This window comes from Actinoplanes sp. NPDC051859, from assembly GCF_044452725.1.
GTDB lineage: Bacteria > Actinomycetota > Actinomycetes > Mycobacteriales > Micromonosporaceae > Actinoplanes.
The window spans coordinates 215,757-239,901 of the sequence record NZ_JBITBX010000004.1; the positions used below are offsets into that span (position 1 = coordinate 215,757).

22 protein-coding genes and 1 riboswitch are annotated in these 24,145 nt (G+C 70.5%); of the genes, 10 read left to right on the plus strand and 12 right to left on the minus strand.

All coding sequences use genetic code 11. From position 1 onward, the window contains the following. The 3 genes from ACIA1L_RS12005 to ACIA1L_RS12015 all read right to left on the minus strand — a co-directional run bounded on the left by ACIA1L_RS12005 (nt 1) and on the right by ACIA1L_RS12015 (nt 2,723). Entirely contained in the window at nt 1–1,008 is a 1,008-nt protein-coding gene (locus ACIA1L_RS12005) for an anion permease (protein ID WP_396072671.1), read from the minus strand. Nucleotides 1,009–1,011: 3 nt separating this feature from the next. After that, on the minus strand, nt 1,012–1,638 hold the full coding sequence (locus tag ACIA1L_RS12010) for a DUF47 domain-containing protein (RefSeq protein ID WP_396072672.1): 627 nt from the start codon (nt 1,636–1,638) through the stop codon (nt 1,012–1,014). Nucleotides 1,639–1,793: 155 nt separating this feature from the next. Next, nucleotides 1,794–2,723 carry a hypothetical protein gene (locus ACIA1L_RS12015; protein WP_396072673.1) on the minus strand — a complete coding sequence of 310 codons (930 nt, stop codon included), beginning with the start codon at nt 2,721–2,723 and terminating at the stop codon, nt 1,794–1,796. A gap of 103 nt (nt 2,724–2,826) precedes the next feature. Between ACIA1L_RS12015 and sigJ the strand changes: the two genes are divergently transcribed. After that, nucleotides 2,827–3,726 (plus strand): RNA polymerase sigma factor SigJ, encoded by a 900-nt coding sequence (sigJ, locus tag ACIA1L_RS12020; RefSeq protein ID WP_396072674.1) that lies wholly within the window; start codon nt 2,827–2,829, stop codon nt 3,724–3,726. On the opposite strand, the gene ACIA1L_RS12025 is transcribed toward sigJ, so the two are convergent. Beyond that, the gene (locus ACIA1L_RS12025) at nt 3,706–4,212 is read right to left on the minus strand and encodes a DUF402 domain-containing protein (protein WP_396072675.1); all 507 of its coding nucleotides are present in this window, start codon (nt 4,210–4,212) and stop codon (nt 3,706–3,708) included. The two genes, sigJ and ACIA1L_RS12025, sit on opposite strands and share 21 nt — an antisense overlap. Nucleotides 4,213–4,245: 33 nt before the next feature. On the opposite strand from ACIA1L_RS12025, the gene ACIA1L_RS12030 reads away from it, so the two are divergent. Then, the gene (locus ACIA1L_RS12030; RefSeq protein WP_396072676.1) at nt 4,246–6,312 is read left to right on the plus strand and encodes an ATP-dependent DNA helicase; all 2,067 of its coding nucleotides are present in this window, start codon (nt 4,246–4,248) and stop codon (nt 6,310–6,312) included. Nucleotides 6,313–6,318: 6 nt separating this feature from the next. On the opposite strand, the gene ACIA1L_RS12035 is transcribed toward ACIA1L_RS12030, so the two are convergent. Continuing rightward, the gene (locus ACIA1L_RS12035; protein ID WP_396073045.1) at nt 6,319–7,566 is read right to left on the minus strand and encodes an AI-2E family transporter; all 1,248 of its coding nucleotides are present in this window, start codon (nt 7,564–7,566) and stop codon (nt 6,319–6,321) included. Between the two features lie 141 nt (nt 7,567–7,707). Here ACIA1L_RS12035 and ACIA1L_RS12040 point away from each other — a divergent pair, with 141 nt between their 5' ends. Next, nucleotides 7,708–8,004 (plus strand): GroES family chaperonin, encoded by a 297-nt coding sequence (locus ACIA1L_RS12040; RefSeq protein ID WP_396073046.1) that lies wholly within the window; start codon nt 7,708–7,710, stop codon nt 8,002–8,004. On the opposite strand, the gene ACIA1L_RS12045 is transcribed toward ACIA1L_RS12040, so the two are convergent. Continuing rightward, nucleotides 7,995–9,629 carry a PrsW family glutamic-type intramembrane protease gene (locus ACIA1L_RS12045; protein ID WP_396072677.1) on the minus strand — a complete coding sequence of 545 codons (1,635 nt, stop codon included), beginning with the start codon at nt 9,627–9,629 and terminating at the stop codon, nt 7,995–7,997. The two genes, ACIA1L_RS12040 and ACIA1L_RS12045, sit on opposite strands and share 10 nt — an antisense overlap. A gap of 55 nt (nt 9,630–9,684) precedes the next feature. On the opposite strand from ACIA1L_RS12045, the gene ACIA1L_RS12050 reads away from it, so the two are divergent. After that, nucleotides 9,685–10,326 carry a metal-dependent phosphohydrolase gene (locus ACIA1L_RS12050; RefSeq protein WP_396072678.1) on the plus strand — a complete coding sequence of 214 codons (642 nt, stop codon included), beginning with the start codon at nt 9,685–9,687 and terminating at the stop codon, nt 10,324–10,326. On the opposite strand, the gene ACIA1L_RS12055 is transcribed toward ACIA1L_RS12050, so the two are convergent. The 3 genes from ACIA1L_RS12055 to ACIA1L_RS12065 all read right to left on the minus strand — a co-directional run bounded on the left by ACIA1L_RS12055 (nt 10,307) and on the right by ACIA1L_RS12065 (nt 13,251). Further along, the gene (locus tag ACIA1L_RS12055) at nt 10,307–10,579 is read right to left on the minus strand and encodes a DUF4031 domain-containing protein (RefSeq protein ID WP_396072679.1); all 273 of its coding nucleotides are present in this window, start codon (nt 10,577–10,579) and stop codon (nt 10,307–10,309) included. The two genes, ACIA1L_RS12050 and ACIA1L_RS12055, sit on opposite strands and share 20 nt — an antisense overlap. Beyond that, nucleotides 10,576–12,360 carry a glycerol-3-phosphate dehydrogenase/oxidase gene (locus ACIA1L_RS12060; protein WP_396073047.1) on the minus strand — a complete coding sequence of 595 codons (1,785 nt, stop codon included), beginning with the start codon at nt 12,358–12,360 and terminating at the stop codon, nt 10,576–10,578. Before ACIA1L_RS12060 ends, ACIA1L_RS12055 begins: the two co-directional genes overlap by 4 nt. A gap of 63 nt (nt 12,361–12,423) precedes the next feature. Next, the gene (locus ACIA1L_RS12065; protein WP_396072680.1) at nt 12,424–13,251 is read right to left on the minus strand and encodes a winged helix-turn-helix transcriptional regulator; all 828 of its coding nucleotides are present in this window, start codon (nt 13,249–13,251) and stop codon (nt 12,424–12,426) included. Between the two features lie 56 nt (nt 13,252–13,307). On the opposite strand from ACIA1L_RS12065, the gene ACIA1L_RS12070 reads away from it, so the two are divergent. Beyond that, nucleotides 13,308–14,552 (plus strand): MFS transporter, encoded by a 1,245-nt coding sequence (locus ACIA1L_RS12070; protein ID WP_396072681.1) that lies wholly within the window; start codon nt 13,308–13,310, stop codon nt 14,550–14,552. Between the two features lie 58 nt (nt 14,553–14,610). Here the strand turns inward: ACIA1L_RS12070 and groL are convergent, their stop codons facing one another. Beyond that, nucleotides 14,611–16,233 (minus strand): chaperonin GroEL, encoded by a 1,623-nt coding sequence (groL, locus tag ACIA1L_RS12075; RefSeq protein ID WP_396072682.1) that lies wholly within the window; start codon nt 16,231–16,233, stop codon nt 14,611–14,613. Between the two features lie 360 nt (nt 16,234–16,593). On the opposite strand from groL, the gene ACIA1L_RS12080 reads away from it, so the two are divergent. Both ACIA1L_RS12080 and ACIA1L_RS12085 read left to right on the plus strand, forming a co-directional pair. Further along, the gene (locus ACIA1L_RS12080; protein ID WP_396072683.1) at nt 16,594–17,151 is read left to right on the plus strand and encodes a GNAT family N-acetyltransferase; all 558 of its coding nucleotides are present in this window, start codon (nt 16,594–16,596) and stop codon (nt 17,149–17,151) included. After that, a complete protein-coding gene (locus tag ACIA1L_RS12085) occupies nt 17,148–17,591 on the plus strand; it encodes a hypothetical protein (RefSeq protein WP_396072684.1) in 444 nt (147 codons plus the stop codon). The genes ACIA1L_RS12080 and ACIA1L_RS12085 overlap by 4 nt, the downstream gene beginning before the upstream one ends. 201 nt (nt 17,592–17,792) lie before the next feature. On the opposite strand, the gene thrC is transcribed toward ACIA1L_RS12085, so the two are convergent. Beyond that, nucleotides 17,793–19,067, minus strand: coding sequence for a threonine synthase (gene thrC, locus ACIA1L_RS12090; protein ID WP_396072685.1), 1,275 nt, complete (start codon nt 19,065–19,067; stop codon nt 17,793–17,795). Nucleotides 19,068–19,077: 10 nt separating this feature from the next. Next, nucleotides 19,078–19,190: riboswitch (SAM riboswitch) on the minus strand. A gap of 145 nt (nt 19,191–19,335) precedes the next feature. On the opposite strand from thrC, the gene ACIA1L_RS12095 reads away from it, so the two are divergent. The 3 genes from ACIA1L_RS12095 to ACIA1L_RS12105 are packed head-to-tail and all read left to right on the plus strand — an operon-like array spanning nt 19,336 to nt 21,714. Continuing rightward, nucleotides 19,336–20,331 (plus strand): ATP-binding cassette domain-containing protein, encoded by a 996-nt coding sequence (locus tag ACIA1L_RS12095; RefSeq protein WP_396072686.1) that lies wholly within the window; start codon nt 19,336–19,338, stop codon nt 20,329–20,331. Next, on the plus strand, nt 20,319–21,305 hold the full coding sequence (locus tag ACIA1L_RS12100) for an ABC transporter permease subunit (protein WP_396072687.1): 987 nt from the start codon (nt 20,319–20,321) through the stop codon (nt 21,303–21,305). Before ACIA1L_RS12095 ends, ACIA1L_RS12100 begins: the two co-directional genes overlap by 13 nt. 46 nt (nt 21,306–21,351) lie before the next feature. Beyond that, entirely contained in the window at nt 21,352–21,714 is a 363-nt protein-coding gene (locus ACIA1L_RS12105) for a DUF3263 domain-containing protein (protein WP_396072688.1), read from the plus strand. 99 nt (nt 21,715–21,813) lie between these two features. Here ACIA1L_RS12105 and ACIA1L_RS12110 read toward each other — a convergent pair whose 3' ends face one another. After that, nucleotides 21,814–24,021, minus strand: coding sequence for an AAA family ATPase (locus ACIA1L_RS12110; RefSeq protein ID WP_396072689.1), 2,208 nt, complete (start codon nt 24,019–24,021; stop codon nt 21,814–21,816). Between the last annotated feature and the right edge of the window lie 124 nt (nt 24,022–24,145).

The following is a 24,145-nucleotide window of genomic DNA, read 5'->3' on the forward strand; positions in this document are numbered from 1 at the left end:
TCAGCCGAACAGCGGCCGTACGCAGAAGTACGTGATGCACGCGATCGCCGCCGCCGCCGGGAACGTGGTGATCCAGGCGATCACGATGTTGCCCGCGACGTTCCACCGGACCGCGGACAGCCGCTTGGTCGCGCCGACGCCCATGATCGCCGAAGTGATCGTGTGCGTGGTGGAGATCGGCGCCTTGAGGACCAGGGCGTTGAAGAACAGGACCGAGCTGGCGACCATTTCGGCCGCGAAGCCCTCCGCCGGGCCGAGGTCGATGATCTTCCGGCCGAGGGTACGGATGATGCGCCACCCACCCGCGTACGTGCCTGCCGCCAGCACCGACGCCGAGGTCCAGTAAACCCACCCCGGGATGTGCGTGGAACTGTCCTGGAAGCCGCCGGTGTAGAGCGCGAGCACGATGATGCCCATGGTCTTGGCGGCGTCCTGCATGCCGTGGCCGACAGACATGAAGGCTGCGGAGATGGTCTGGGCGATGCGGAAGCCGCGGTTGAGCTTGCCGGGGTGGCCCCGCCGGAACATCCACATGAGGGCGACCATGACGACAAAGCCCAGGAGGAAGCCGACGAAGGGCGAGGCCACCATCGGGATGAGGACCTTCTGAACGATGGTGCCCCACTCGATGGTGCCGTGGCTGGCGAACAGGGTCGCGCCGACCAGGCCGCCGAAGAGGGCGTGCGACGAGGACGAGGGCAGGCCGAAATACCAGGTGATCAGGTTCCAGGCGATGGCGCCGACCACGCCGGCGAAGACGACGCCGAGGCTGGGGACGCCGATCGGGAGTTTGACCAGGCCGTCGCCGACGGTCTTGGCGACGCCGGCGCCGAAGTGGGCGCCGATGAAGTTGCCGAGCGCGGCCATCGCCAGCGCGACGCGCGGGGTGAGGGCGCGGGTGCTGACGCTGGTGGCGATGGCGTTCGCCGCGTCGTGGAAGCCGTTGGTGTAGTCGAAGACCATCGCGGCGAGGATCACCGCGAGGACCGCTATGAGCTCGGGGGACAAGGCCTAGGACTCCTTGACCGAGATGGTCTCGACCGTGTTTGCCACGTGCTCGAAGGCGTCACAGGCGGCTTCGAGCTCGTCGGCGACCTCCTTCATCTTGAGCACGGTCAGCGCGTCGTACTCGCCGGAGAAGAGTCGGACGAGCAGCATCCGGTAGGCGCGGTCGCCGTCGTTCTCCAGACGGTTGATCTCGATCCAGTACTCCTCGAGGCCCTTCATGGACTTCAGCTTGGGCATCGATTCGGCGGTGAGCTTGGCCTGCTGGTCGAGGACGTTGACCAGCTCGTGCATTTCGCGCGGCAGCGACGGCAGCTCGGTGAGGCCGTACAGGTAGAGCAGGTTGCCGACGGCCTCGAGGTGGTCCATGACGTCGTCGAGCTGGGAGCCCAGCGAGTAGATGTCCTCGCGGTCGAACGGCGTGATGAAGGTCGAGTTGATCTTTTTGTAGAGCGTGTGGGTGATCTCGTCGCTGTCGTGCTCAACGTCGGTCAGCCGGTCGCTGACGGATTGCACGTCGACGCCGGGCAGGGCCAGCTCGTTCAGCAGCTCGGTGCCCCGCACGAGGTTCTGAGCGGCGCGGCTGAACAGCTCGTAGAAGGCGCCCTCGGTGGGGCGGAAGGAGAACTTCACGGCGCGAACCTCGTTTGACGGGTGGACGGTCTGTGCGATTTCCCGGGGAATGCTAGGTAACACCGATCCCGTTGCGGTGCCCGCCTACCCCTGCTCAGCACCAGTTCAGTGCGCGTTCACCTCACGTTAACCTTGGCCGTACCCAATGGGCGGGTTTATATCTTTTGTGCCAGGTCGGAGCGGCGAGGTTGGGGCGACGGGCGGCGCATGGGCGGCAGCGGAAGGCGCACGGGATGGCGGCGCAGGTGGCGGGCCAGGGCCGTCTGATCGGCATCGGCGATGGCGTCGACCCCCGCCTCGCCCAGTTCGGTCCAGACCGCCTGGCGCGCCTTCCGGCTCCCCGAGGGCAGGCCTGCGAAGCGCACCGTACGCCCGTCCTCATGGGCCGACCGCACCAGCGCGTGCAGCTGATGCCGCTCCTCGGCGGGGATTTCCTCGCAGCCGTCCCAGCCGAACCGGCGGGTCCAGTGCTCGCTGATCATCGGCACCAGGGTCGGCGGCGCCGCGGCGGCGCCGATGTCCTCGAACGAGCCGTCGGCGAACGCGTACCGTTCCCGCTGGGTTGCCAGCAGCTCCCGGGCGTTCACGATGCCGGCGACGACGACGGTGACCGCGCCCGCGTTCAGCCTGCCATCCAGGCAATGGCTGAGCATCCGGGCGTGATCGCGCAACTGCTGGTCGAGCAGCCGGTACGCCCGCAGCAGCGTCTCCGCGTCCCGGGTCGGCCCGGCGAACTCCACCACCAGCCGGAACGGCACCCGCTGGTCCTTGCAGAGCCGGCCGCCGCGCGCCTTGGCGCGGGCGAACAGCGGAGCGAGCACGAGCCGGCGCAACGTCTGCCCGGGTCGCGGTGTCCCCAGGTAGAGCTCGCCCTGCGGTCCGGGGCGCACGGGGATGGAGATCCCGGCCAGTCCGCGGCGCAGCACGTCGGGCAGCGGATCGGCGATGTCGTCCCCGACCAGCGCGTGCCCGGCTGGCAGGTACGGGCGGGGTCGGCGGGCCATCGCGATGCCGAGGGTGGTGGCGCCGGTGACACCGGCAACTCCGGCCAGGCCGCCGAGGAGGATCGCTACGTTGTCCGCCACAGTCACGTCCCCCTGCACAATTCAGGCTAAATGCCCCTATAGCGTTCACCACTGTGTCACATGTGACTCCCGGGACCGGGCAATGTCGCGCAGAATTCCTCTCATGCCGCCCGTGGTCGCAGAGCAGTTCGAGATGCAACGCCCTCATCTCCTCGCGGTCGCCTATCGGATGCTCGGCAGCCGGGCCGAAGCCGAGGACGCCGTCCAGGAGGCCTGGCTGCGCTACCACCGCGCCCGCGAGGCCGGCGACGACATCCAGGAGCTGCGCGGCTGGCTGACCACAGTCACCGGGCGGATCTGCCTCGATGTGCTGAAGTCCGCGCGGGTGCGCCGCGAGGCGTACCCGGGTCAGTGGCTGCCCGAACCGGTCGTTGCGCGGCTCGACGACCCCGCCGAGCGGGTCACCCAGCGCCAAGAAGTCAGCCTCGCCCTGCTCGTGGTGTTGGAGAAGCTCACTCCGGAACAGCGCGTCGCCGTCGTGCTGCACGACGCCTTCGCCGTGCCGTTCGAGGAGATCGCGGCCGTCCTGCACACCACCGCAGCGGCGGCGCGACAGCACGCGTCGCGGGGCCGCAAGGCGGTCACCGAGGGACAGGCTCGTCACACCGCGGACCTCGCCGAGCAGCGCCGCGTCCTGGAGGCATTTCTGACCGCGACGGCCAGCGGCGACCTGCAGGCCCTGGCCGCGGTGCTCGCCCCGGACGTCGTCGCCATCGGCGACGGCGGCGGCGTGGTCAACGCGGGCCGCAACGCCATCCTCGGCAGCGACAAGGTGGCGCGCTTCTGGGCCGGCCTCTTCGTCCGGCTCATGCGCGAAGCGCCGGACAGCACGATGGAACCGGTGCTGGTCAACGGCGACGCGGGCGTGCTGATCACCGCGCCCTACCCCGATGGGCGCGAGCTGGTCGCGGTGCTCTCGGTGGCCGTCGCCGACGGCCGCATCACGGCCGTCTACAACCAGCTCAACCCGGCCAAGCTGGGGTCAGTCCTGGACCGTCGATAGCCATTTACGGTACGCCGAAGCGAACGGCTCGGTCCCGTCCCCCAACGCCACCACCAGACGCCGAGCCGCGGCCCGAGCCTCGGTGACGACCTCGTCCGGATAGCCGAACTGCACCCGGTGCTCCTCGAACTCGTCCTCGTCGCGCAGCTCGATCAGCCCCGAGTCGCGCCGCCGGGAGACGTCGAGATCCAGGTCGACGATGTGGACCGTGTCACCCTCCCAGCGGGCCGGGGTGGCGATGTCGCAGTACACCTCGCTGGTCCGCGGCGGCGGGTTGAACATTCCGGTCCACCAGGCCCGGTGCGGGATGAGCAGGACGAACGGGATCTGCTCCACCGACGGTTGTCCGTGGTAGACGGAAGCCGTGCCGCGCGTCACACCGACCCAGATGCCCAGATCGTCCTCGGTGAGCCGACGCGCCGGATAATCCCGGTGAGCTGATCCGTCGAACTTGGTGTAGACCACCCGGACCATGTCACTCGGCATGACAAAGACCCTAGCGGTGCGACGGTTTCGTCGGTGGTGCCGGGTACGGTCTTCGGCGTGACTGCCCCCGCCAAGTCCCGCCGCACCACCGCCAGCGCCAAGGACCTGCTCGCCGCCGCTGTCGGTGCGGTCCCCGGTGGCTCCTCCCGCCCAGGCCAGGAGGAGATGGCGACGGCTATCGAGCGGGCGGTCAAGCAGCGCGAGCACCTGCTCGTCCAGGCCGGCACGGGCACCGGCAAGAGCCTCGCCTACCTGACCCCCGCGCTGCTCGTCGACGGGCCGGTGGTGGTCTCGACGGCCACCCTCGCCCTGCAGAACCAGCTCGTCGAGCACGACCTCCCGCGCCTGTCCGCAGCCGTCGAGCCGGTGCTCAAGCGCCGCCCGACCTTCGCCGTCCTCAAGGGCCGGCACCACTACCTCTGCGTGGCGAAACTGGAGCACGCCGACGAGGAGGAACCGACCGACACCCTCTTCGACGACGCCCCCGCCGCGCGCAGCACCCAGTGGCTAGGCGAGGCGGGCCGGCTCGGCAAACAGATTCAGCGCGTCCAGGCCTGGGCGGAGAAAACCACCACGGGCGACCGCGACGAACTCGACCCCGGCGTCGACGACACCGCGTGGCGGCAGGTCTCCATGCCGGCCCGCGACTGCGTCGGTGCGGCCCGCTGCCCGTACGGGGCGGAGTGCTTCGCGGAGGCGTCCCGCGCCCGCGCCCGCGAGGCGGACATCGTGGTGACCAACCACAGCCTGCTCGCCGTGGACATGCTCGCCGACCGGCACATCGTCCCGCCGCACAAGCTGCTCATCGTCGACGAGGCCCACGAGCTGGCCGACCGGGTCTCCTCCGCCGCCCAGGCCGAGCTGACCCCGGAGGCCGTCGAGCGCGCCGCGAAACGTGCCCGCCCGCTGGTCACCCCGGCCGCCGGCGAGTCCCTGGCCGCCGCCTCCGACTCCCTGCTCCTGGGCCTGGCCGACCTGCCGGCGGGCCGCTTGACCACCGGCTTGCCGCCGCTGCTGCACCAGGCCCTGCTCCTGCTGGACGCCGCCACCCGCGCCTGCCTCGACGGCATCGGCGACATCAAGGCCGACGATCCCGACCCGGTCCGCAAGCAGCAGGCCAAGGCCCACCTCGACGAGCTCTCCACGACCACCCAGCGTCTGCTCGAAGAGTCCGACTTCGACGTCGCCTGGATCGAGAAGAACGACCTCGGCAACGGCCGCCGTGCCCTGGTAGTCGCGCCCCTGTCCGTGGCCGGCACGCTCGCCACCAACCTGTACGACGAACGCACCGTGGTCGCGACCTCGGCAACCCTGACCCTGGGCGGCCGCTTCGACACCGTCGCCCGCTCGCTCGGCCTGCCCGGGGCTGTCGTCCCCGCAGCCCGCTCTGGCAACGGGCTGACCCCGGACGCGCCGCCTGTGTCCGGCGACGGCTGGACTTCCCTCGACGTCGGCTCCCCGTTCGACTACCCCAAGCAGGGCATCCTGTACGTCGCCGCGCACCTCCCCCGCCCCGCCGCCTCCGGCCTGCCGGACGCCGCCGGCGAGGAGTTGCTGAAGCTGGTCGAAGCGCTCGGCGGGCGTACCCTCGGCCTCTTTTCGTCTCGCCGCGCGGCGACGCAGGCCGCGGAGTTGCTGCGCGCCAAGACCGACCTGCCCGTGCTGTTGCAGGGCGAGGAGACGCTGCCGATCCTGGTCCGCAAGTTCAAGGAGCAGAAGGAAAGCTGCCTTTTCGGCGTCATGTCCCTCTGGCAGGGCGTGGACGTCCCGGGCGACGCCTGCCAACTCGTCGTGATCGACCGCCTGCCGTTCCCGCGCCCGGACGAGCCCCTGGCCGCCGCCCGCGCCGCCGCGGTCGACGCCACGGGCGGCTCCGGCTTCGCCTCGGTCAGCGTCCCGATCGCCGCCGTCCGTCTCGCTCAGGGCGTCGGCCGGCTGATCCGGTCCACCGGCGACAAGGGTGTGGTCGCGGTGCTGGACTCGCGACTGGAAACGGCGCGGGGATACGGCGCTTTCCTCCGCAAATCCCTGCCCCCGTTCTGGTACACCACCCGGCCGGACGTCGCCTTCGGCGCCCTGCAACGCCTCGCCAAGCAGTAGCCGGCGTCAGGCCTTGAGGTCGACCGCCGTGACGACGACAGCGTCCGGTGGAGTCTCCGGGCGGCGGCGGGACAGGCGGCGGACGCCGGTGTTGAGGACCGCGATCAACGGGACCGCCACCAGGGCGCCGACGATGCCGGCCAGGACCACACCGCTGGCGATGCCGATGATGACGACCAGCGGGTGGATCGCCACGGCGCGGCCCATGATCAGCGGCTGCAGGATGTGACCTTCGACCTGCTGGACCAGGATGACCGCGCCCAGCACGATCAGCGCGACGATCCAGCCCTGGTCGACCAGGGCCACCAGGACCGCCACCGCGCCGGAGACGCTGGCGCCGACGATGGGGATGAAGGCGCCCAGGAACACCAGGGCGGCCAGCGGGAACGGGAACGGGACGTCGAGGATCACCAACGCCAGGCCGATGCCGGTGGCGTCGATGAAGGCGACCAGCACGGTCGCGCGGACGTACGAGCCGAGCGTGGCCCAGGAGGCGTCACCGGCGTCGGAAAGGCTCCAGCGGGCGCTGACCGGGAAGAGGCGAACCAGGAAACGCCAGATCTTGCGGCCGTCGCGGAGGAAGAAGAAGGTCGAGAAAAGCACGAGGAGCGCACCGGTCAGGACCTCGGCCAGGGTGGCGGCGGTGGCGACACCGGTCGCGGTGAGCTGGGAGGTGTGGGCGTTGATCCAGACCCGGCCGGACTCGATGGCCTGGTCGACCTGGTTCTCGTTGAGGTGCAGCGGGCCGGTCTGCGCCCAGTCCTGAATCTGCCCGATGCCCGCGCTGGCGTTCTCGGTGAGCTGCGGCAGCCCGTCGACGAACTGGTTGACCACCAGGGTGAGGGTGCCGGCGACCGCGCCGATGCCGCAGATGAGCACCAGGAAGGTCGCCAGGGACGGGGGCAGCCGCAGCTTCAACAGCCAGCTGACCGCCGGGGCGAGCAGCGCCGACAACAGCAGGGCGATCGCCAGGGGAATCACGACGATGCTGATGGTCCCGATGAACCGGACCAGCACCCAGCCCACCACACCGACGACGATCAGCCGCCACGACCAGGCCGCGGCGATGCGCAAGGAGTGCGGCACCTCGGTGTCGTCCTTGCTGGTCGTCGAGTGGTGCTCGAAGGTCGGCACGGGCGCCGGGAAGTCCAGTTCGGCGTCGTCCGCCGGGCGTTCCGTCTCGGTCCGAGCCGTCCGAACAGACTCACGGCCCGACTCGTACGCCTTGCGGAGATTCGCCCGTACTCGCTGCAAGCGGCTCAACCGCCCAACCCCCCTGCCATCGACACGCGGGTTTCACCGTAGTCGAGACCGGCACGCATTCCGCACGGGTCGCCGGCGTACCGTCCTAGCGTGAGCATCGACACCCAGACCGAGGCCGGTCTTCCCATCCGCATGCTGCACGACCGGGTTCTCGTACGGCTCGACGGCGGCGAGGGGGAACGCCGGTCGAGCGCCGGCATCGTCATCCCGGCTACCGCGTCGATGGGCCGCCGGCTGTCGTGGGCCAAGGCGGTCGGCGTCGGGCCGAACGTCCGTTCCATCGTCGTCGGCGACCGCGTCCTCTTCGACCCCGAGGACCGTGCCGAGGTGGAGCTGCACGGCAAGGAGTACGTCCTGCTTCGCGAGCGGGACCTGCATGCCGTGGCAGCCAGCCGCCACGAGTCCGACGGAACCGGCCTCTACTTGTAGTAACCCGGCGGCGGCCCATAGCCGGGTGGCGGACCGTAGCCAGGCGGCGGGCCGTAACCAGGCGGGGGTGCATAGCTGGCTGGTGGGCCGTAGCCAGGTGGCGGGCCGTAGCCAGGTGGCGGGCCGTAGCCAGGTGGCGGGCCGTAGCCAGGTGGCGGGCCGTAGCCAGGTGGCGGGCCGTAGTTGAACTGCGGGCCGGCGTACACCGGCATCGGGGGCGGCAGCCGGACCGGAAGGGGAACGACCGGCTCGTCCGGCGGATTGACCGTGCGGGTCACGCCGTCCGGGAAGGCAATCTGATAGTGAGCGCCGGTCCAGAAGGCGCGCGGCGTCTGCGGATCCCGGCCAACGAACGCCGATCGGTAACCGGCTATGTCGGTGAGGAGCTTGCGCTCGTCGTCCAGAGCCGCATGCAGTTCCTGCGCGTTGCGGGGCAGCCCGCGCTGCAAGCCGTCACGCAGCAGTGCCAGCTGTGTCGCCGCCGCTTGGAATCCGCGCATGGCCCGCAGGCCCGCCTCGCCCGCGACCCGCTTGGCCCACTGCCGCGCGGAGTGCCGGCGCCCGAGGCTGCCCAGCGCCGCCACCTCCGGCGGGGACAGCCACCCCGCCTGCACATAGTGCGGCAGGATTCGCTCGGTGAGTCGGCCCTCGTAACCGCGCAACGCGATGGCGAAGCCGAGCACCAGGAAGAAGAACGGGACCATGAAGCCGAGGAACCCGTACAGCATGATGAAGGTTTCGCCGGTGGAGGCGGCCAGCGTCGGCATGAGGTTGAACAGGCCGTGCAGGATCATCGCGAGCAGCAGTCCCGCGATCGGCACCAGCCACCGCACGCGCCGGTCCGCCGAGCGCGCCGCGATACCCAGGGCGATCCCGGTCATGGCGGTGAACATCGGGTGCGCGAAGCCGGTGAACACGACGCGGGCGATGAAGATGACGAAGAGGTTCTGAATGCCGGTGGCCGGCCCGTACTGGTCGACGCCCTGCGCGTAACCGTGGCCGCCGAGGTAGAGCACGTTCTCGACCATGGCGAAGCCCAGCGCGGAGAGGCCACAGTAAACGATGCCGTCGGTGATGCCGGACCACTCGCGGCGCCGGCGCCAGAACAGCAGGATCGGGCCGAGCGCCTTCATCGCCTCTTCGATGAAGGGCGCCACCAGGACGGCGACCAGCGCCTCGGGCAGGTTGAGGTGGTCGAAGAGCGCGCTGGCCCCGCTGTTGACGCCGAGGGCCACCAGGGTGGCGACAGCCGAGCCCCAGGCGAAGCAGAAGACCAGGTGGCGGATCGGCTCCGGCTCGTAGCGGTCGAGCCACATGAAGCAGGCGACCAGCACCGGCACCGGCAGCATGGCGGCGGTCAGCCCGACCACCAGGCCGACCGGGCCGTTGGACTTGCCGAGCAGATACAACATCGCGACGGCGCAGAGAGCGATGAAGACGATGATCCCGGTGAGCATCAGTACGCGCCGCGTGCCCGACGACCGCACCGGAGGCGCCGGAAGTAAGCCGGGGTCAGGGCTCGAACTCGCCCCGGAAGCGGTCACCGGCAGCGCCGGACCCGCAAGCGCCCCGGGTGCAGGGTGCGGCGCCGGGTCGGGAGATCCACCGGGAGCTTCGTCGGCCATGCCGCCAGCGTAGCCACCCCACCCTGCCGGCTGTGCCCGTGCCAGGATGGCGGCCGTGACATCTCTTCTCGACCGCTGGGTCGTCGCTGTCCGCGGTGCCGGTGCGACCGCTGCCGAGTCGGACCTCGAGGCGGCTGGCAGTTACCTGCTCGGTCGCTGGTCGGAGCCGCAGCGGCAATACCACGACGTCAGCCACCTGACCGCCGTGTTGGACGTCGTCGACGGACATGCCGGGCTGGCGGCGTACCCGGACCGGGTTCGGTTGGCCGCTTGGCTGCACGATGCGATCTATGACCCGCGGGCGCTGGGCGACGCCAACGAGCGGGACAGCGCCGACTTCGCCCGGGGGCTGCTGACGACACTGGGCCTGCCGGCGGAGGTGGCGGCCGAGGTGGCTCGCCTGGTCGGGCTGACGGCGGGGCACGCGACGGCTGAGACTGACCCAGACGGCGAGCTGCTGTGCGACGCGGATCTCGCCATCCTGGCCGCCGAGCCGGACCGGTATCTGGCCTACACCGAGGCGATCCGCCGCGAGTATGCGCACGTGCCCGACGACACGTTCCGGGCAGCCCGGGCACAGGTGCTGGTGTCGCTGCTCGAACTACCGGCGATCTACCGGCACGCGCCGCTGCACGAGGCGTGGGAGGCGGCAGCGCGGGCGAACCTGGAGCGGGAGCTCAGGAAACTGGCCGGCTGAGGTGCTTCGGGCGGCGCAGCCCCGCCCGCCGCAGTCGCGCGGACAATTCGCGGCTCGGCACCAGGGTCGCGCCGAGCCACAGCGCCATCCGGAAGCGCGACTCCGGGATGTCGTAGTGGTCGCGGTCAAAACCGCGCCGGGGCGCGCCGAGCATTTCGGCGAAGACGTGCAGCTCGGCGTACGAGACGTCGCTGACCAGGTGCGACCAGGTGCGGCCACGCGCCGGCCAGAGCGGCTCGTCGACCAGGATCACAGTTCCACGTGGAACAAATCCGTCGTTCCGCGGTCGGCGGCGTACCCGCGGACATCCGGGACGCCCAGCCGAGCCGCGTCCGCGGTGAGGTCGTCGGGCATCTTCTGCGACTGCCGCTCGGCCTCGACCCGCGCCAGGTAGTGCTCGATCTCGCGCGCCCGGACGGCCTCGTCCCAGCCCAGCGCGTCACCCATGATCGCGGCCGCCTGCCGCACGGTCTCCGCACCGCGGTGCGGCGTCTCAATCGAGATTCGGGTACGCCGAGTGAGCACGTCATCCAAGTGCAGGGCACCTTCGGCAGTGGCCGCGTACGCGATCTCGGCAGCCAGGTACTCCGGGGCACCGACGAGCGGCGTCGCCAGCGTCGGGTCCGCGGCGATCATGGCGAGCAGGTGCACCGACAGGGTTCCGTACCGCTCGAGCAGGTGCTCGATGACCCCGGTCGTGACGCCGTGCCGGCGGGCGGTGTCCTGCCGGTCGCGCCACGCCGCGGGGTAGCCGTCCGCACCGAGCAGGGGCAGCTGGTCGGTACGGGACGGCGTGTCGATGCCGAGGCGGCGGACCGCCCGGTCGATGACGTCGGCGGCCATTACGCGGTAGGTCGTGTACTTGCCGCCGGCGACCAGCAGCAGTCCGAGCATCGGCTCGACGACGGCGTGCTCGCGGGACAGCTTCGAGGTGGAGTCGGCCTCGCCGGACAGCAGCGGGCGCAGTCCGGCGTACACGCCCTCGATGTCGTCCGTGGTGAGCGGCCGGTCCAGCACGGTGTTCACCTGTTCGAGCAGGTAGGTGATGTCGCGTGCGGAGGCGGCGGGATGCGAGCGGTCCAGCTCCCAGTCGGTGTCCGTGGTGCCGATGATCCAGTGCCCGCCCCACGGGATGACGAACAGGACCGAGGTGGCCGTGCGCAGGATCAGCCCGGCGTCGCCGGTGATCGCCGACCGGGGCACCACCAGGTGCACGCCCTTGGAGGCGCGGACCCGCAGGCCGGGCCGGACGCCGACGTCGCTGAGCATGCGCGACATGTCGTCGCTCCAGACGCCGGTGGCGGCGACGACCGTCCGCGCGCGCACCTCGATCTCCGGCGCGTTGGGGTCTTCGAGGTCCCGGATTTTCACGCCCACAACCTGCCGGGCTTCCCGGATGAAACCGGTGACCCGGGTGCTGGTCACCACGGCGGCGCCGAGGCTGGCAGCGGTCCGGGCCAGGTTGACCACCAGCCGGGCGTCGTCGACCTGCCCGTCGTAGTAGCGAATCGCCCCGGCGATCCTGTCCGCACGCAGGCTGGGGAACAGCTGGCGCGCACCGTCCCGGCTCAGGTGCCGGTGCAACGGCATGCCGCGCCCCTGCCCGAACAGCCCGGCGAACACGTCGTACGCGGCCACGCCCAGCCCGTAGTAGACCCGATTCCAGGCCCGCGCGGGCGGCGAGGCGGTCTCCAGCGGCACCAGGATCGGCACCGGCCGGACCAGGTGCGGCGCGAGCCGGCTGGTGAGCAGGCCGCGCTCGGTCAGCGCCTCGTGCACCAGGTGCAGTTCGAGCTGCTCGAGGTAGCGCAGGCCGCCGTGGATGAGCTTGCTGGACCGGCTGGACGTGCCGGAGGCGAGGTCGCGCGCCTCCACGAGGGCGACCTTCAGACCACGCGAGGCGGCGTCGAGGGCGGCCCCGGCGCCGGTGACACCGCCGCCGATGACGAGCACGTCGAACTGCTCATCGCGCAGCCGTTTGAGGTCGGCAACCCGGCGGATCGGTGAGAGCCGCCCGGCCGAGTACCGGGACACGGAGGGAGAACGCACGGTCCCACCGTAGCGCCGTACCCACCCGCGCCGCCGATGGGATGTTTTTCAGGCCACGAGTTCGAGCATCTCGGTGACCGATCCGGCGGGATCGGTGACCGGGAACTGCACCGCCCGGATCGTCGCTGCCGCATCGACGAACAGGGTCAGCCGCTTGAACCGGTCGACGCCGCCGGCCCGGAAGGTCGGCAGTCGCAGGCTTGCGGCCAGCTTGCCCTCAGCGTCCGAGACCAGCGGAAACGGCAGCTTCGCGTACGCAGCGAAGGCCTCGAGCTGATCCGGCCGTTGCGTGCTGACCCCGCAGATCCGCACGCCGCGGTCGGCGAAGTCCGCGGCCCTGGCGGCGTAGGTGGTCGACTCCAGGGTGCAGCCGCCGGCACCGGGAATGTCTGTCCAGCCCGGCGGATAGCCCTGCGTTCCGGGCGCCCACGCACCGGGATAGAAATACAGGACCGTGGGCGCTTCGACCGCCAGGTGCGCGACGCGGCGGCCGACCAGTCCGTGCACCCGGCGCGCCTCGGCGGACGTGGGTGCGGACGTCGCGGTCAACGACCCGTCACCCATGACGTGCCGGGTGCCCCAGTCCTGCAACGCGATGAGGACGGGCAGCAGCCCCGCACCCTTGTCCGTCAACAGGTAGTCGTAGCGCGGCGGATGGTCGGAATAGGCGACCCGCCGCAGCACCCCGTGCTCGACGAGGCTGCCGAGCCGCTCGGCCAGCGCGCGGCGGCTCATGCCCAGTTCCCGTTGCAGCCCGTCGAAGCGGGTCACCCCGCCGGCGATATCGCGCACCACCAGGAATGTCCACCAGTCGGTGAGCACGCCGAGCGCCTGCGCGATGCCACAGTCCGCATCCGTGAGGTCGACCCGTCGCACGCCGCCCAGTATAGTCCGTTCCAAATTGAAACTGACTCGACGGGACGGGGGGAACCGTGAGTGTCTTCTGGCGGTGGTGGGCGGCTGGCACGACCAGTGCGTGGGGGTCGGCTATCGGGGGCGTGGCGTTACCGCTGACGGCACTCGCGGTCCTCGATGCGACGCCGTTCGAGATCGGCCTGATCGCGGCGGCCCGGTACGCCGCCTGGATCGTGATCGGACTTCCCGCCGGGGTGATCGTGCAACGCCTACCCCTGCGCGGTGCCCAGATCGGCGCGGACCTGGCCCGGGCGATCGCCGTCGGGACGGTTCCCCTCGCCTGGTGGGCCGACCGGCTCACGGTCACCCACCTCGTCATCACTGCCCTGGTGATCAGCTTCGCCAACGTGATCTTCGACGTTGCGAACTCGACGTTCCTGCCCGAGATCGTCGACCGCGATCAGCTCCAGTCCCGCAACAGCCTCACCTCGGGAACCCACTCCGTCACCGAGCTGGGCGGCCCGGCCCTCGGCGGCGTCATCGTGCAGGCGCTCGGCGCGGTGCCGACGCTACTGTTCGACGCGGTCAGCTACCTGGTTTCCGCCCTGCTGCTGCGCACGCTGCCGGCCCGGCGTGCCGCCCGACCCGACCGCTGGCCGCCGCTGGGCGCGATGATCCGCGAAGGCTTCACCTATGTCGTCCGGCACCCGGTCATGGGTCCGGGAATGTGGGCCGCCACGGCCGTCAACTTCGTCTGCGGCGCCCAGCTCGCCCTCTTCCCGCTCTACCTGGTCCGCGACCTGCATGCCGCGCCCAGCCTGGTCGGCGTCCTGCTCGCTGCGGAGGGCGTCGGCAGTCTCGTCGGCGCCGCCTTGACCACCCGGTTCACCGACCTGGTCGGCTCTGCGCGCGCCATGATCATCGCTGGATTGGTGTCGGTCGCCGGTGCACTCACCATTCCCTGGGGCACAGGCATTTTCGCCTCCGCGTTCTTCGCCCTAGGCAGCTTCACCTTCGCTGCCGGAGTGGTCGTGCTGAGCGTGACGACCCGGACGTACCGTCAGCTGGCCAGCCCTCCTGAGCTGCTCAGCCGGGTCATGGCGACGGTCCGCTTCGTGTCCTGGGGCGCGATCCCGCTCGGCGGCCTGATCGCGGGTGCACTGGCCGGCCCGCTCGGCACCCGCGGCACCCTGCTCATCCTCGGGGTAGTCACCGTCTGCGCTCCCCTAGCCTGGCTGCTCTCCCCGGTCCGCGGCCTGCGCGACCTCACAGACCTGCCACAGCCCCAGCCGGACCGCGAGCTCGACACCAGCCTCCGCTAGCGGCAACGGAAAACGGGCCGCCCCCAAGGGGACGGCCCGTTTCGGTGTAGCAGTGGACTCAGAAGTCCATGTCTCCGCCGCCCGGGGCGCCGGCCGGGGCCGGGGTCTTCTCGGGCTTGTCCGCCACGACCGCCTCGGTGGTGAGGAACAGCGCGGCGATCGACGCGGCGTTCTGCAGCGCCGAGCGGGTGACCTTGGCCGGGTCGATGATGCCCGCGGCCAGCAGGTCGACGTACTCGCCGGTGGCGGCGTTGAGGCCGTGGCCGGCCTCCAGGTTGCGCACCTTCTCCGTCACGACGCCGCCCTCGAGGCCGGCGTTCACGGCGATCTGCCGCAGCGGGGCGTCGAGCGCGACCTTGACGATGTTGGCACCGGTGGCCTCGTCGCCGGTCAGGTCCAGCTTGTCGAACGCGGTCTTGCCGGCCTGCACGAGCGCCACGCCACCGCCGGGCACGATGCCCTCCTCGACGGCCGCCTTCGCGTTGCGAACGGCGTCCTCGATGCGGTGCTTGCGCTCCTTGAGCTCGACCTCGGTGGCCGCGCCGACCTTGATGACCGCAACGCCGCCGGCCAGCTTGGCCAGGCGCTCCTGCAGCTTCTCGCGGTCGTAGTCGGAGTCCGACTTCTCGATCTCGGCGCGGATCTGGTTGACCCGGCCCTGGATCTGCTCGGCGTTGCCGGCACCGTCGACGATGGTGGTCTCGTCCTTGGTGATGACGACCTTGCGGGCCTGGCCCAGCAGGCTCAGGTCGGCAGCGTCCAGCTTGAGGCCGACCTCTTCGCTGATGACCGTGCCACCGGTGAGGATGGCGATGTCGTCCAGCATGGCCTTGCGGCGGTCACCGAAGCCCGGGGCCTTGACGGCGACGGACTTGAAGGTGCCACGGACCTTGTTGACGACCAGGGTGGCCAGGGCCTCGCCCTCGACGTCCTCGGCGATGATGACGAGCGGCTTGCCGCCCTGCATGACCTTCTCGAGGACCGGGAGGAGGTCCTTGACCGCGGAGATCTTGCTGTTCGCGATGAGGATGTAGGGGTCGTCGAAGACGGCCTCCATGCGCTCGGCGTCGGTCATGAAGTAGGCCGAGATGTAGCCCTTGTCGAAGCGCATGCCCTCGGTGAGCTCCAGCTCGAGCCCGAAGGTGTTGCTCTCCTCGACGGTGATGACGCCTTCCTTGCCGACCTTGTCCATGGCCTCGGCGATGATCTCGCCGACCGTGGAGTCACCGGCGGAGATGGAGGCGGTGGAGGCGATCTGCTCCTTGGTCTCCACGTCCTTGGCGAGCTGCTGCAGGCCCTCGGAGACGCTGGCAACAGCGGCCTCGATGCCCCGCTTCAGGGCCATCGGGTTGGCGCCGGCGGCAACGTTGCGCAGACCCTCACGAACCAGCGCCTGGGCGAGGACGGTCGCCGTCGTCGTGCCGTCACCGGCAACGTCGTCGGTCTTCTTGGCGACCTCCTTGACCAGCTCGGCGCCGATCTTCTCGAAGGTGTCCTCGAGCTCGATCTCCTTGGCGATGGACACACCATCGTTGGTGATCGTGGGGGCGCCCCACTTCTTCTCGAGCACGACGTTGCGGCCCTTGGGGCCGAGCGTCACCTTGACGGCGTCAGCGAGCTGGTTCATGCCCCGCTCGAGGCCGCGACGAGCTTCCTCGTCGAATGCGATGATCTTGGCCATTCGGCTGTGTCCTCCTGGACATTCGCGGCGCCGGGCCTGCTCGGCCTAGCCCTCCGCACGGTGAGGAAACGCTTTCGGACGTCACCACCTGGCGATGCGACGTCCGGTAGGTCGAGCCGGATAGCCCGCGACGACCGGTCCCGTGCTGCGACACCGATGGCGGCGCCGTAGCCGTGACCCCACCGTCCCGACCTGCTGGCACTCACGTGGCGCGAGTGCCAAGAACTTGTTTAGCACTCTCGGGGGTCGAGTGCAAGGACAACGACCACCCCCGGGGACCGTACGGGAGAAGCGGCGCGGGGAGCTGCAATAGCGCCATCCCCCTTGCCTGACCCCGGACAAACAGGTAGTACAAGCAGCATGACCAGCACTTTGGCGCCAGCGCTCGCCGTGCACCGGGTGCGGGCCGATGACGCGGCTCGGATGCGTGCGCTGCGGCTCGAGATGCTGGCCGACAGCCCACTCGCCTTCCTGGAGACACTGGCCCAGGCGGCCGCCCGCCCACACGCAGACTTCTGCCGCCGCATCGAGTTGGCAGCTGGCGGCCCCCGCCTGGCTCAGTTCGTCGCCGATCCGCACAGGGAGACCGGCCCCCACGGGGAGAACAGCCACGCAGGTGGTCGGCTGATCGGCCATGCGGGCGGGACGGTGCTGCCCGAGGATCCGGCGACGACGGTGGTTTTCGCGGTCTACATCACCCCGGCGCACCGCCGGACCGGTGTGCTCGACTCCCTGCTGGAGGCGGTGGCCGAGTGGTCACTCGCCAGCGGCCGGCGCGAGCTCATGCTCGAGGTGGTGCTGGGCAACGACCGGGCGGTGCGGGCGTACGAGCGGTTGGGCTTCGAGGACACCGGTGTGCGAGTCCCGCACCCGGTCATTCCCGGCCTGCGCGAACTGCAGATGCGCCGCCGAGCATGACCGGGCGGCGGTGGCGGCTGACGCGGTCGGTGCTCACCGCCGTCAACGGCACCACGCTGGCCGGGCTGGGGATCGCCGTGCTGACCGGTGCGAAGGTGCGGCGGGGCCGGGACGGCATTCTGGTCGCGGAGGGTTACCGGCGGCGGATTCCGCCCGCGAGTTGCTTCACCGTCGGGTCGGTCATCATCACCCGGCGGTCCGCCGAGTGGCTGCTGCACGCTGACCGCGCCGAGCTACTCGCCCACGAAAGCCGGCATGCAGATCAGTACGCCGTCCTCGGTCCGCTCTTCTGGCCGGCTTACTGGGCGGCCTGTGGTTACTCCTGGCTGGCGACCGGCACCTACGGCAGTCGGAACTTCTTCGAGCGGCACGCGGGGCTCGACTCGGGCGGCTATGCCGAGGCGCCGCTGCGACCACGGTGGCGGCGGAAAGCTCCGTAGCGAAGTTTGGTCGGGAGGACGCGCGCACAGCGCCTCCGGCACTGGGTCGTTGGGCCCCAAGAGATTGTCGCCAAGCTCGAGGTGGGGCCGCGTACGGCGTCGCGTCCTCCCGCGTAGAGCATCCTGCCGATCCCGAGATCCGCGCGCAAGACCTCGCGGGTAGGAAATCTCGACGTACGGCTGATTACTGACTACACAGTGTCATCCCAGCAATCCGGCGTCGCGGGCGCCGCGCAGGGAGGGCTGGATCCGGTGGGTGGGGCCAACCAGTTCGGCGACCGCGTCGATGGTTTTCAGGCCCTCGCCGGTGTTGTAGACAACCGTCTCCTTCTCAGGGTCGAGCCGGCCGCTTTCCACGAGCTTCTTGAGCACCGCCACAGTCGTGCCGCCGGCGGTTTCCGCGAACACACCGGTGGTCCGGGCGAGCAACCGGATGCCCTCGCGGATCTCGTCGTCGTTCGCGTGGTCCATCCAGCCGCCGGTGCGCTGGACGGCCTCGATGGCGTACGCCCCGGCTGCCGGGTCGCCGATGTTGAGCGACTTCGCGATGCCGGTGGGCTTGACCGGCACGATCTGGTCGGTGCCCTGGTGCAGCGCGGCGGCGATGGGGTTGCAGCCGGTGGACTGGGCGCCGAACACCGTCCAGCCGTCCGCGGGCGCCTCGACCAGGCCGATCTCGACGAGCTCGCTGAACGCCTTGTCCACCTTGGTCAGCAGTTCGCCGGAGGCCATCGGGATGACCACCTGGGCGGGGATGCGCCAGCCGAGCTGTTCGGCCACCTCGTACCCGAGCGTCTTGGATCCTTCGGCGTAGAACGGGCGCACGTTGACGTTGACGAAGGCGGTGTCCTCGAACTCGTCGGTTTCGACGAGCTCGCCGCAGAGCCGGTTGACGTCGTCGTAGGAGCCGTCGATGGCGACGAGGTCGCCGCCGTACACCGCCGAAGTGATGATCTTTCCGGGTTCGAGGTCGCCGGGGATGAACACGATGCTGGGTACGCCGGCCCGGGCGGCGTGCGCGGCGACGGAATTGGCGAGGTTGCCGGTGGAGGCGCACGCGAAGCGGGTGAAGCCGAGCTCGCGGGCGGCGGTCAGGGCCACAGAGACGACCCGGTCCTTGAACGAGTGGGTCGGGTTGGCCGAGTCGTCCTTGACCCACAGCGGCGCGCGCAGGCCCAGCTCGGCGGCCAGGGCGGGCGCGGCGACGAGTGGGGTCAGGCCGGGGTCGAGGGTGACCCGCGTGGCCGGGTCCTGGCCGGCGGGCAGCAGCGCGGCGTAGCGCCAGATGTTCTGCGGTCCGGCCTCGATCTGCTCACGGGTGACCGCGGCGAGAGCGGCGGCGTCGTAAGCGACTTCCAGCGGCCCGAAGCACTCGAAGCAGGCGTGCTGCGCGGCGAGGGGGAACTCGGTGCCGCAACCGCGACAGACGAGGGCGCGGGCGGGGCTGGTGGCGGGGGCGTCGACGGTCGACGTCATACGAGGCTCCTTCTCATCTTTCCCAGCTGCTGCTGGGACGGAATTAGCACCTGCCACGCTCGATGCGCGTGGTGGTTGCCGGGGCGTCGTCGGGCCGTATCCCTCAGCCCCTCTGGATGAGGTATTCAGTTGTGTCATCGCCACTTTACGTGGCCGCGGCGGATTGCCAAGAGGATCGTCCCGAAGCGTGGGCCTCGCCTCCCCGCCCCGGTGGCACACGTTGCTTAGGGTGACGGACGTCATTCCCCCACAAGCCAGGAGGTTCGGCGTGGCCGCCGTCCTTGAGATCGAAGGTCTCCAGAAGACCTATAAGACCCGGAAGGGGGTGCGCAGGGCACTCGACGGCTTCGACATGGTGGTCGAGTCCGGCCAGGTGCACGGCTTCCTGGGTCCCAACGGCTCGGGCAAAACCACCACCCTGCGTACCCTGCTCGGCCTGATCCGGCCGAACGCCGGCCGGATGGCGATCCTCGGCCGCGAGGTCCCCGCCGCGCTGCCCGAGATCGCCGGCTCGGTCGGGGCGATCGTCGAGAGCCCGCAGTTCTTTGGCAACTTCACCGCGCGCGACACGCTGTCGCTGCTCGCCGACGCGGGTGGCGTGGCCCCGCAGCGGGTGGACGAGGTGCTGGAGCTGGTCGGGCTGCGCGACCGCGCCTCGGACCGGGTCAAGACCTACTCGCTCGGCATGAAGCAGCGCCTCGCGGTGTCGTCCGCGCTGCTCAAGAACCCCAAGCTGCTGATTCTGGACGAGCCTGCGAACGGTCTCGACCCGGGCGGCATCCGCGAGATGCGGACGTTGATGCGCAACCTCGCCGAGTCCGGCATGACGGTCGTGCTGTCCAGCCACATCCTCGCCGAGATCCAGCTGATCTGCGACTCGGTGACGATCATCGCCGGCGGGCGCCGGGTCGCCGCGGGTGCCGTCGCTGACGTGCTGGCCCAGCACGCTTCTTCGGCCGTGCGGGTGCGGATGGAGACCCCGGAGGGCCTGTTCGCCGCGGCTACCGCGCTGCGCGAGCTGGGCGCTCAGGTCAACCTCGAGGGGGATCACCTCATGGTCGCGGCGGTCAACCAGCCGAGCGCGATCACCCGGGCGCTGGCCGAACGCGGCCTGTTCGTTTCCGAGCTCAGCCCGGTCACGGTCGACCTGGAAAGCGTCTTCCTCGAGCTCACCGGCACCGCGCCGGTGGCGGGCGAGCACCGCCAGGTGGATCAGACGGTCATGGCCCAGTCGGGTCCGGCGCAGGGTGGGTGGGGACATTGAGCCTGTACACGGCAGAGACCAAGCGCTTCACCAAGCGCCGCTTCACCCGCTTCTTCGTGCTCGGGCTCGTGCTCGTGCTCGGGGCGATCTCCGTCGGCATGTTCTTCACGAACCAGAAGTCCACCCCCGAGGTGGTCGCGGCCGCGGAGAAGGAGGCGGAGGCCAGCTTCCAGCGGGATCTGGCGATGTCCGTCGAGCAGAACAAGATCTGCGCGATTCAGCCGGAGTGCACCCAGTGGACACCGACTCGCGAGGACTACCAGGCCGAGTGGTACATGCCCTCGACCTTCAATTTCAAGAAGCACTTCGGGGCGATGGCGACGACGCTCGCCGCGTTGCTCGCGGTGCTGGCGTTCGTGCTCGGCGCTTCCTTCGTGGGCGCGGAGTGGAGCAGCGGCGGCATGATGAATCTGCTGCTGTGGCGGCCACAACGGATCAAGGTGTTGAGCACGAAGTTGGCCGCGCTGCTGGTGGTGCTGACCGGCATCACGGTGGTGCTCTCCGCCGTGTGGACGGGCATCTTCGCGGTCATCGCCAACCTGCGCGGCACGCTGGACGGCATGACCTCGGGGGCCTGGCAGTCGATGCTGCTGATGGAGCTGCGCGGCCTGGTCCTGGTGCTCGTCTTCGGCGCGGTCGGCTTCGGCCTGGCTTCGATCGGCCGGCACACCGCGGTGGCCATGGGCGCGGCCATCGCCGTCGTCGTGTTGTTCCAGTTCGGCCTCGGCACGGTGCTGGCGATGGCCCAGGTGTCCTACGCGGAGAAGTACCTGATCCCGACCTGGGTGGCGGCATGGATGGACAAGTCCTACAAGATCACCGACTGGAACGCGCCCTGCCTCAACTCGGCGACCGGCTGCGAGCCACCGACGATGACGATCGAGTGGCCGGCGGCGGGTGGCCTCTTCGCGGTCACGGTGGCCGCGGTGATCGCCGCAGCAATGTGGACTCTGCGTAGCCGAGACATCACCTGAGGTAACTTCGGCCGAAGGCGCGCGGCGGGGAGCGACGACTGCCACTATGGTGGCGTTCCCCTCCGCGCTGCCTTCCATCACCCCGAGGTCACCTATGCAGCCCGACGCCGCCCCGACCGACCAGCAGCACGTCCCGGCCCCCCGCAGTGCGGAGGAGGCCGAGATCGACACCGAACAGCCCGCCCTCACCGAACGCGAGCAGCAGATCCTCGCCTTCGAGCAGAAGTGGTGGAAACACGCCGGCTCCAAGGAGCAGGCGATCCGCGACACCTTCGCGCTCTCGTCGACCCGCTACTACCAGGTCCTCAACAGCCTGCTGGACAACCCGGCCGCGCTCGCGCACGACCCCATGCTCGTCGGCCGCCTGCGCCGCCTGCGTTCCACCCGAGCCCGCACCCGCCGCCGCTGATCAAGACGCGGGTCAGGCGGCCGGGCTGCACCCGGCGCCGCTGATCAAGACGCGGGTCAGGCGGCCGGGCGGCACCCGCCGCCGCTGCCACGAGGCGCTCTAGCCGGGGGCGTGCGTCTCCGCGTACGCCTCCAGCCAGGCCACCTGCACCGGGTCGAGCGACGCGCGCACCCGCTTGCGGGCAGTCGCCACGTGCTCGGCGGTCACCGTCGTCGCCTCCAGGGACTCGCGCATGGCAGCCAGCGCCGCCTCCCGGATGAGCGCCGCACAGTCCGCCGCTGAGAAGCCCTCCAGCTCCGCGCCCAGTACGTCCAGGTCCACGGTCTCGGCTAACGGCACCGACGTCGACGACGCTCGTAGGATCGCCGCACGGGCGTCCGCGTCTGGTGGTGGCACGAAGACGAGTCGTTCCAGCCGCCCGGGCCGCAGCAGGGCCGGGTCGATCAGGTCGGGCCGGTTGGTCGCGCCGATCACCACGACGTTGCGCAGCGACTCCACACCGTCCAGCTCGGTGAGCAGGGCGGCCACGACTCGGTCGGTGGTGCCGCCGTCGGTAGCCTGGCCGCGGGTCGGAGCCAACGCGTCCACCTCGTCCAGGAACACCAGGGTCGGCGCGGCCTCTCGGGCACGGCGGAACAGCTCCCGGACCGCGCGTTCACTGTCGCCGACCCACTTGCTCAGCAGCTCGGCGCCCTTGACCGACAGGACGTTTGCTTTGCCCGTACCCGCAATGGCTTTGACCAGGTAGGTCTTGCCGCATCCGGGCGGCCCGTAGAGCAGCACGCCGCGCGGGGGTTGAACGCCGAGCCGCGCGAACGTGTCCGGATAGGTCAGCGGCCACAGCACCGACTCGGTGAGCACCTGCTTGACCTCGGCCATGTCCCCGACGTCGTCCAGGGTCACCTGGGCGACCTCGAGCGTGGATTCCGCCATCGAGGTCGGCCGGACCACGTCGAGCGCGGCCTCGAAATCGGCCATCGCCACGGTGGGCGACTCGCTCTCCTTCTGCCGCAGGGCCGCGCGGACCCCAGCCTCGCGGGCCAGGGCACCCAGGTCGGCGGCAACAAATCCGGGGGTACGCCCGGCAACGTCGTCCAACCGCACGTCCTCGGCCAGCGGCATCCCGCGGGTGAGCACGCGCAGCTGTTCGCGCCGCATCGCCGCGTCGGGCAGCGGCACGGCGAGCTGAACCGCCAGCAAGTCGGGCGCGCGCAGAGACGGGTCGACCTCCTCCGGCCGGCTGGTCGTGCAGACCACCGCGGCCCCGGAGCCGACCAACTCGGTCAGGATCTGCCGAAACACCGTGGCAAGCGGACCCGCCTCGTCCCGCGGCGCCAGCGCTTCGACGTCGGCGATCAGCAGCACCGTCGGACCGCCGGCGCGGACGTCGCGGGCCAATGCCCGCAGCCGGGTCGCGGCGGCGTCGTTCGTCAAGGCGGCCAGCTCCGGCGCCCACACCGGCAGCACAGTCGCCCCGACGCCGGCAGCAACCGCCCGGACCAGCGCCGACTTGCCCGAACCGGCCGGACCGGACACCAGCACACCGAGCGACACCGTGGTGCCCAGCCGGCCCAGCACCTCACCGTGATGAAAGCCGAGGTCGAGCAGCTCGGTCAGTTCGTGCGCCTGAGCGCGCAGTCCGGGCAGATCGTCCACGCTGGGTGGCGGCGTGTCCGGGTCGGTGGACGCGGGCTCGGTGCGGGCCGACTCGGCCGCGGGGCGGGTCGGGGACGATGACGGCCCGTCCTGCCAGGCGACGATCGTGTCCATGGTGACCAGCGCGGCGTCGCCGTCCGCGACCTCCACCACCTGCAGCAGCGTGCTGGTCCAGGCGTAACCGACCCGGTTGGCCAGGCTGCGCCGGGCCGCCTCGACCAGCAACTTGTGCGCGGCTTCCGGCAGCACATCCTGCGGCAGCAGGGACACATCGTCACCCGCGGTGACCACCTTGCCCAGCAGCGCCAGGCGCAGCATCTCGGGCGACACGAGCGCCACGATCTCGGCCGCCCCGGTCAGGGTCACCCGCCGCGCGGCCACCACCGGCACGGGAGTGACGGTCACCTGCCCGCCGTCGCGCAGCCCCAGGTTGCCGATCGTGAGATCGTCGGCGTAGAGCAGCGCACGGCTGGCGCCCGCCTCGGCCCGCGCGGCGATGCCCGCGGTCGTCCGGCGGCCGGTCAGCCGCAGCGGATCGCCCACGTTGACCGCCAGCGCGGCCATCACCTCGGGATGCAGCCGGACGATGCCTCGCCGCGCGTCGAGCGCCGCCGGCCGCTGGGTCACGGTCAGCGTGAGATCTTCTGGCACCGGGCAGACCTTCCATTCGACCGAGGGGGCTGATGATTACGCTAGCGCCGCCGGTCGCCCTCAGCCCCTCGCCCCTCGGGGACACAGGCTCGGGACACAGCGCCCGGGGACAGCGGCCAGGTTC

What these genes read in the sequence shown, in the direction of transcription:
- sigJ (WP_396072674.1), top strand. Translation starts at nt 2,827, where the DNA reads ATGCCGCCCGTGGTCGCAGAGCAGTTCGAGATGCAACGCCCTCATCTC.
- ACIA1L_RS12025 (WP_396072675.1), bottom strand. Translation starts at nt 4,212, where the DNA reads ATGCCGAGTGACATGGTCCGGGTGGTCTACACCAAGTTCGACGGATCA.
- ACIA1L_RS12040 (WP_396073046.1), top strand. Translation starts at nt 7,708, where the DNA reads ATGCTGCACGACCGGGTTCTCGTACGGCTCGACGGCGGCGAGGGGGAA.
- ACIA1L_RS12045 (WP_396072677.1), bottom strand. Translation starts at nt 9,629, where the DNA reads ATGGCCGACGAAGCTCCCGGTGGATCTCCCGACCCGGCGCCGCACCCT.
- groL (WP_396072682.1), bottom strand. Translation starts at nt 16,233, where the DNA reads ATGGCCAAGATCATCGCATTCGACGAGGAAGCTCGTCGCGGCCTCGAG.
- ACIA1L_RS12080 (WP_396072683.1), top strand. Translation starts at nt 16,594, where the DNA reads ATGACCAGCACTTTGGCGCCAGCGCTCGCCGTGCACCGGGTGCGGGCC.
- ACIA1L_RS12085 (WP_396072684.1), top strand. Translation starts at nt 17,148, where the DNA reads ATGACCGGGCGGCGGTGGCGGCTGACGCGGTCGGTGCTCACCGCCGTC.
- thrC (WP_396072685.1), bottom strand. Translation starts at nt 19,067, where the DNA reads ATGACGTCGACCGTCGACGCCCCCGCCACCAGCCCCGCCCGCGCCCTC.
- ACIA1L_RS12105 (WP_396072688.1), top strand. Translation starts at nt 21,352, where the DNA reads ATGGTGGCGTTCCCCTCCGCGCTGCCTTCCATCACCCCGAGGTCACCT.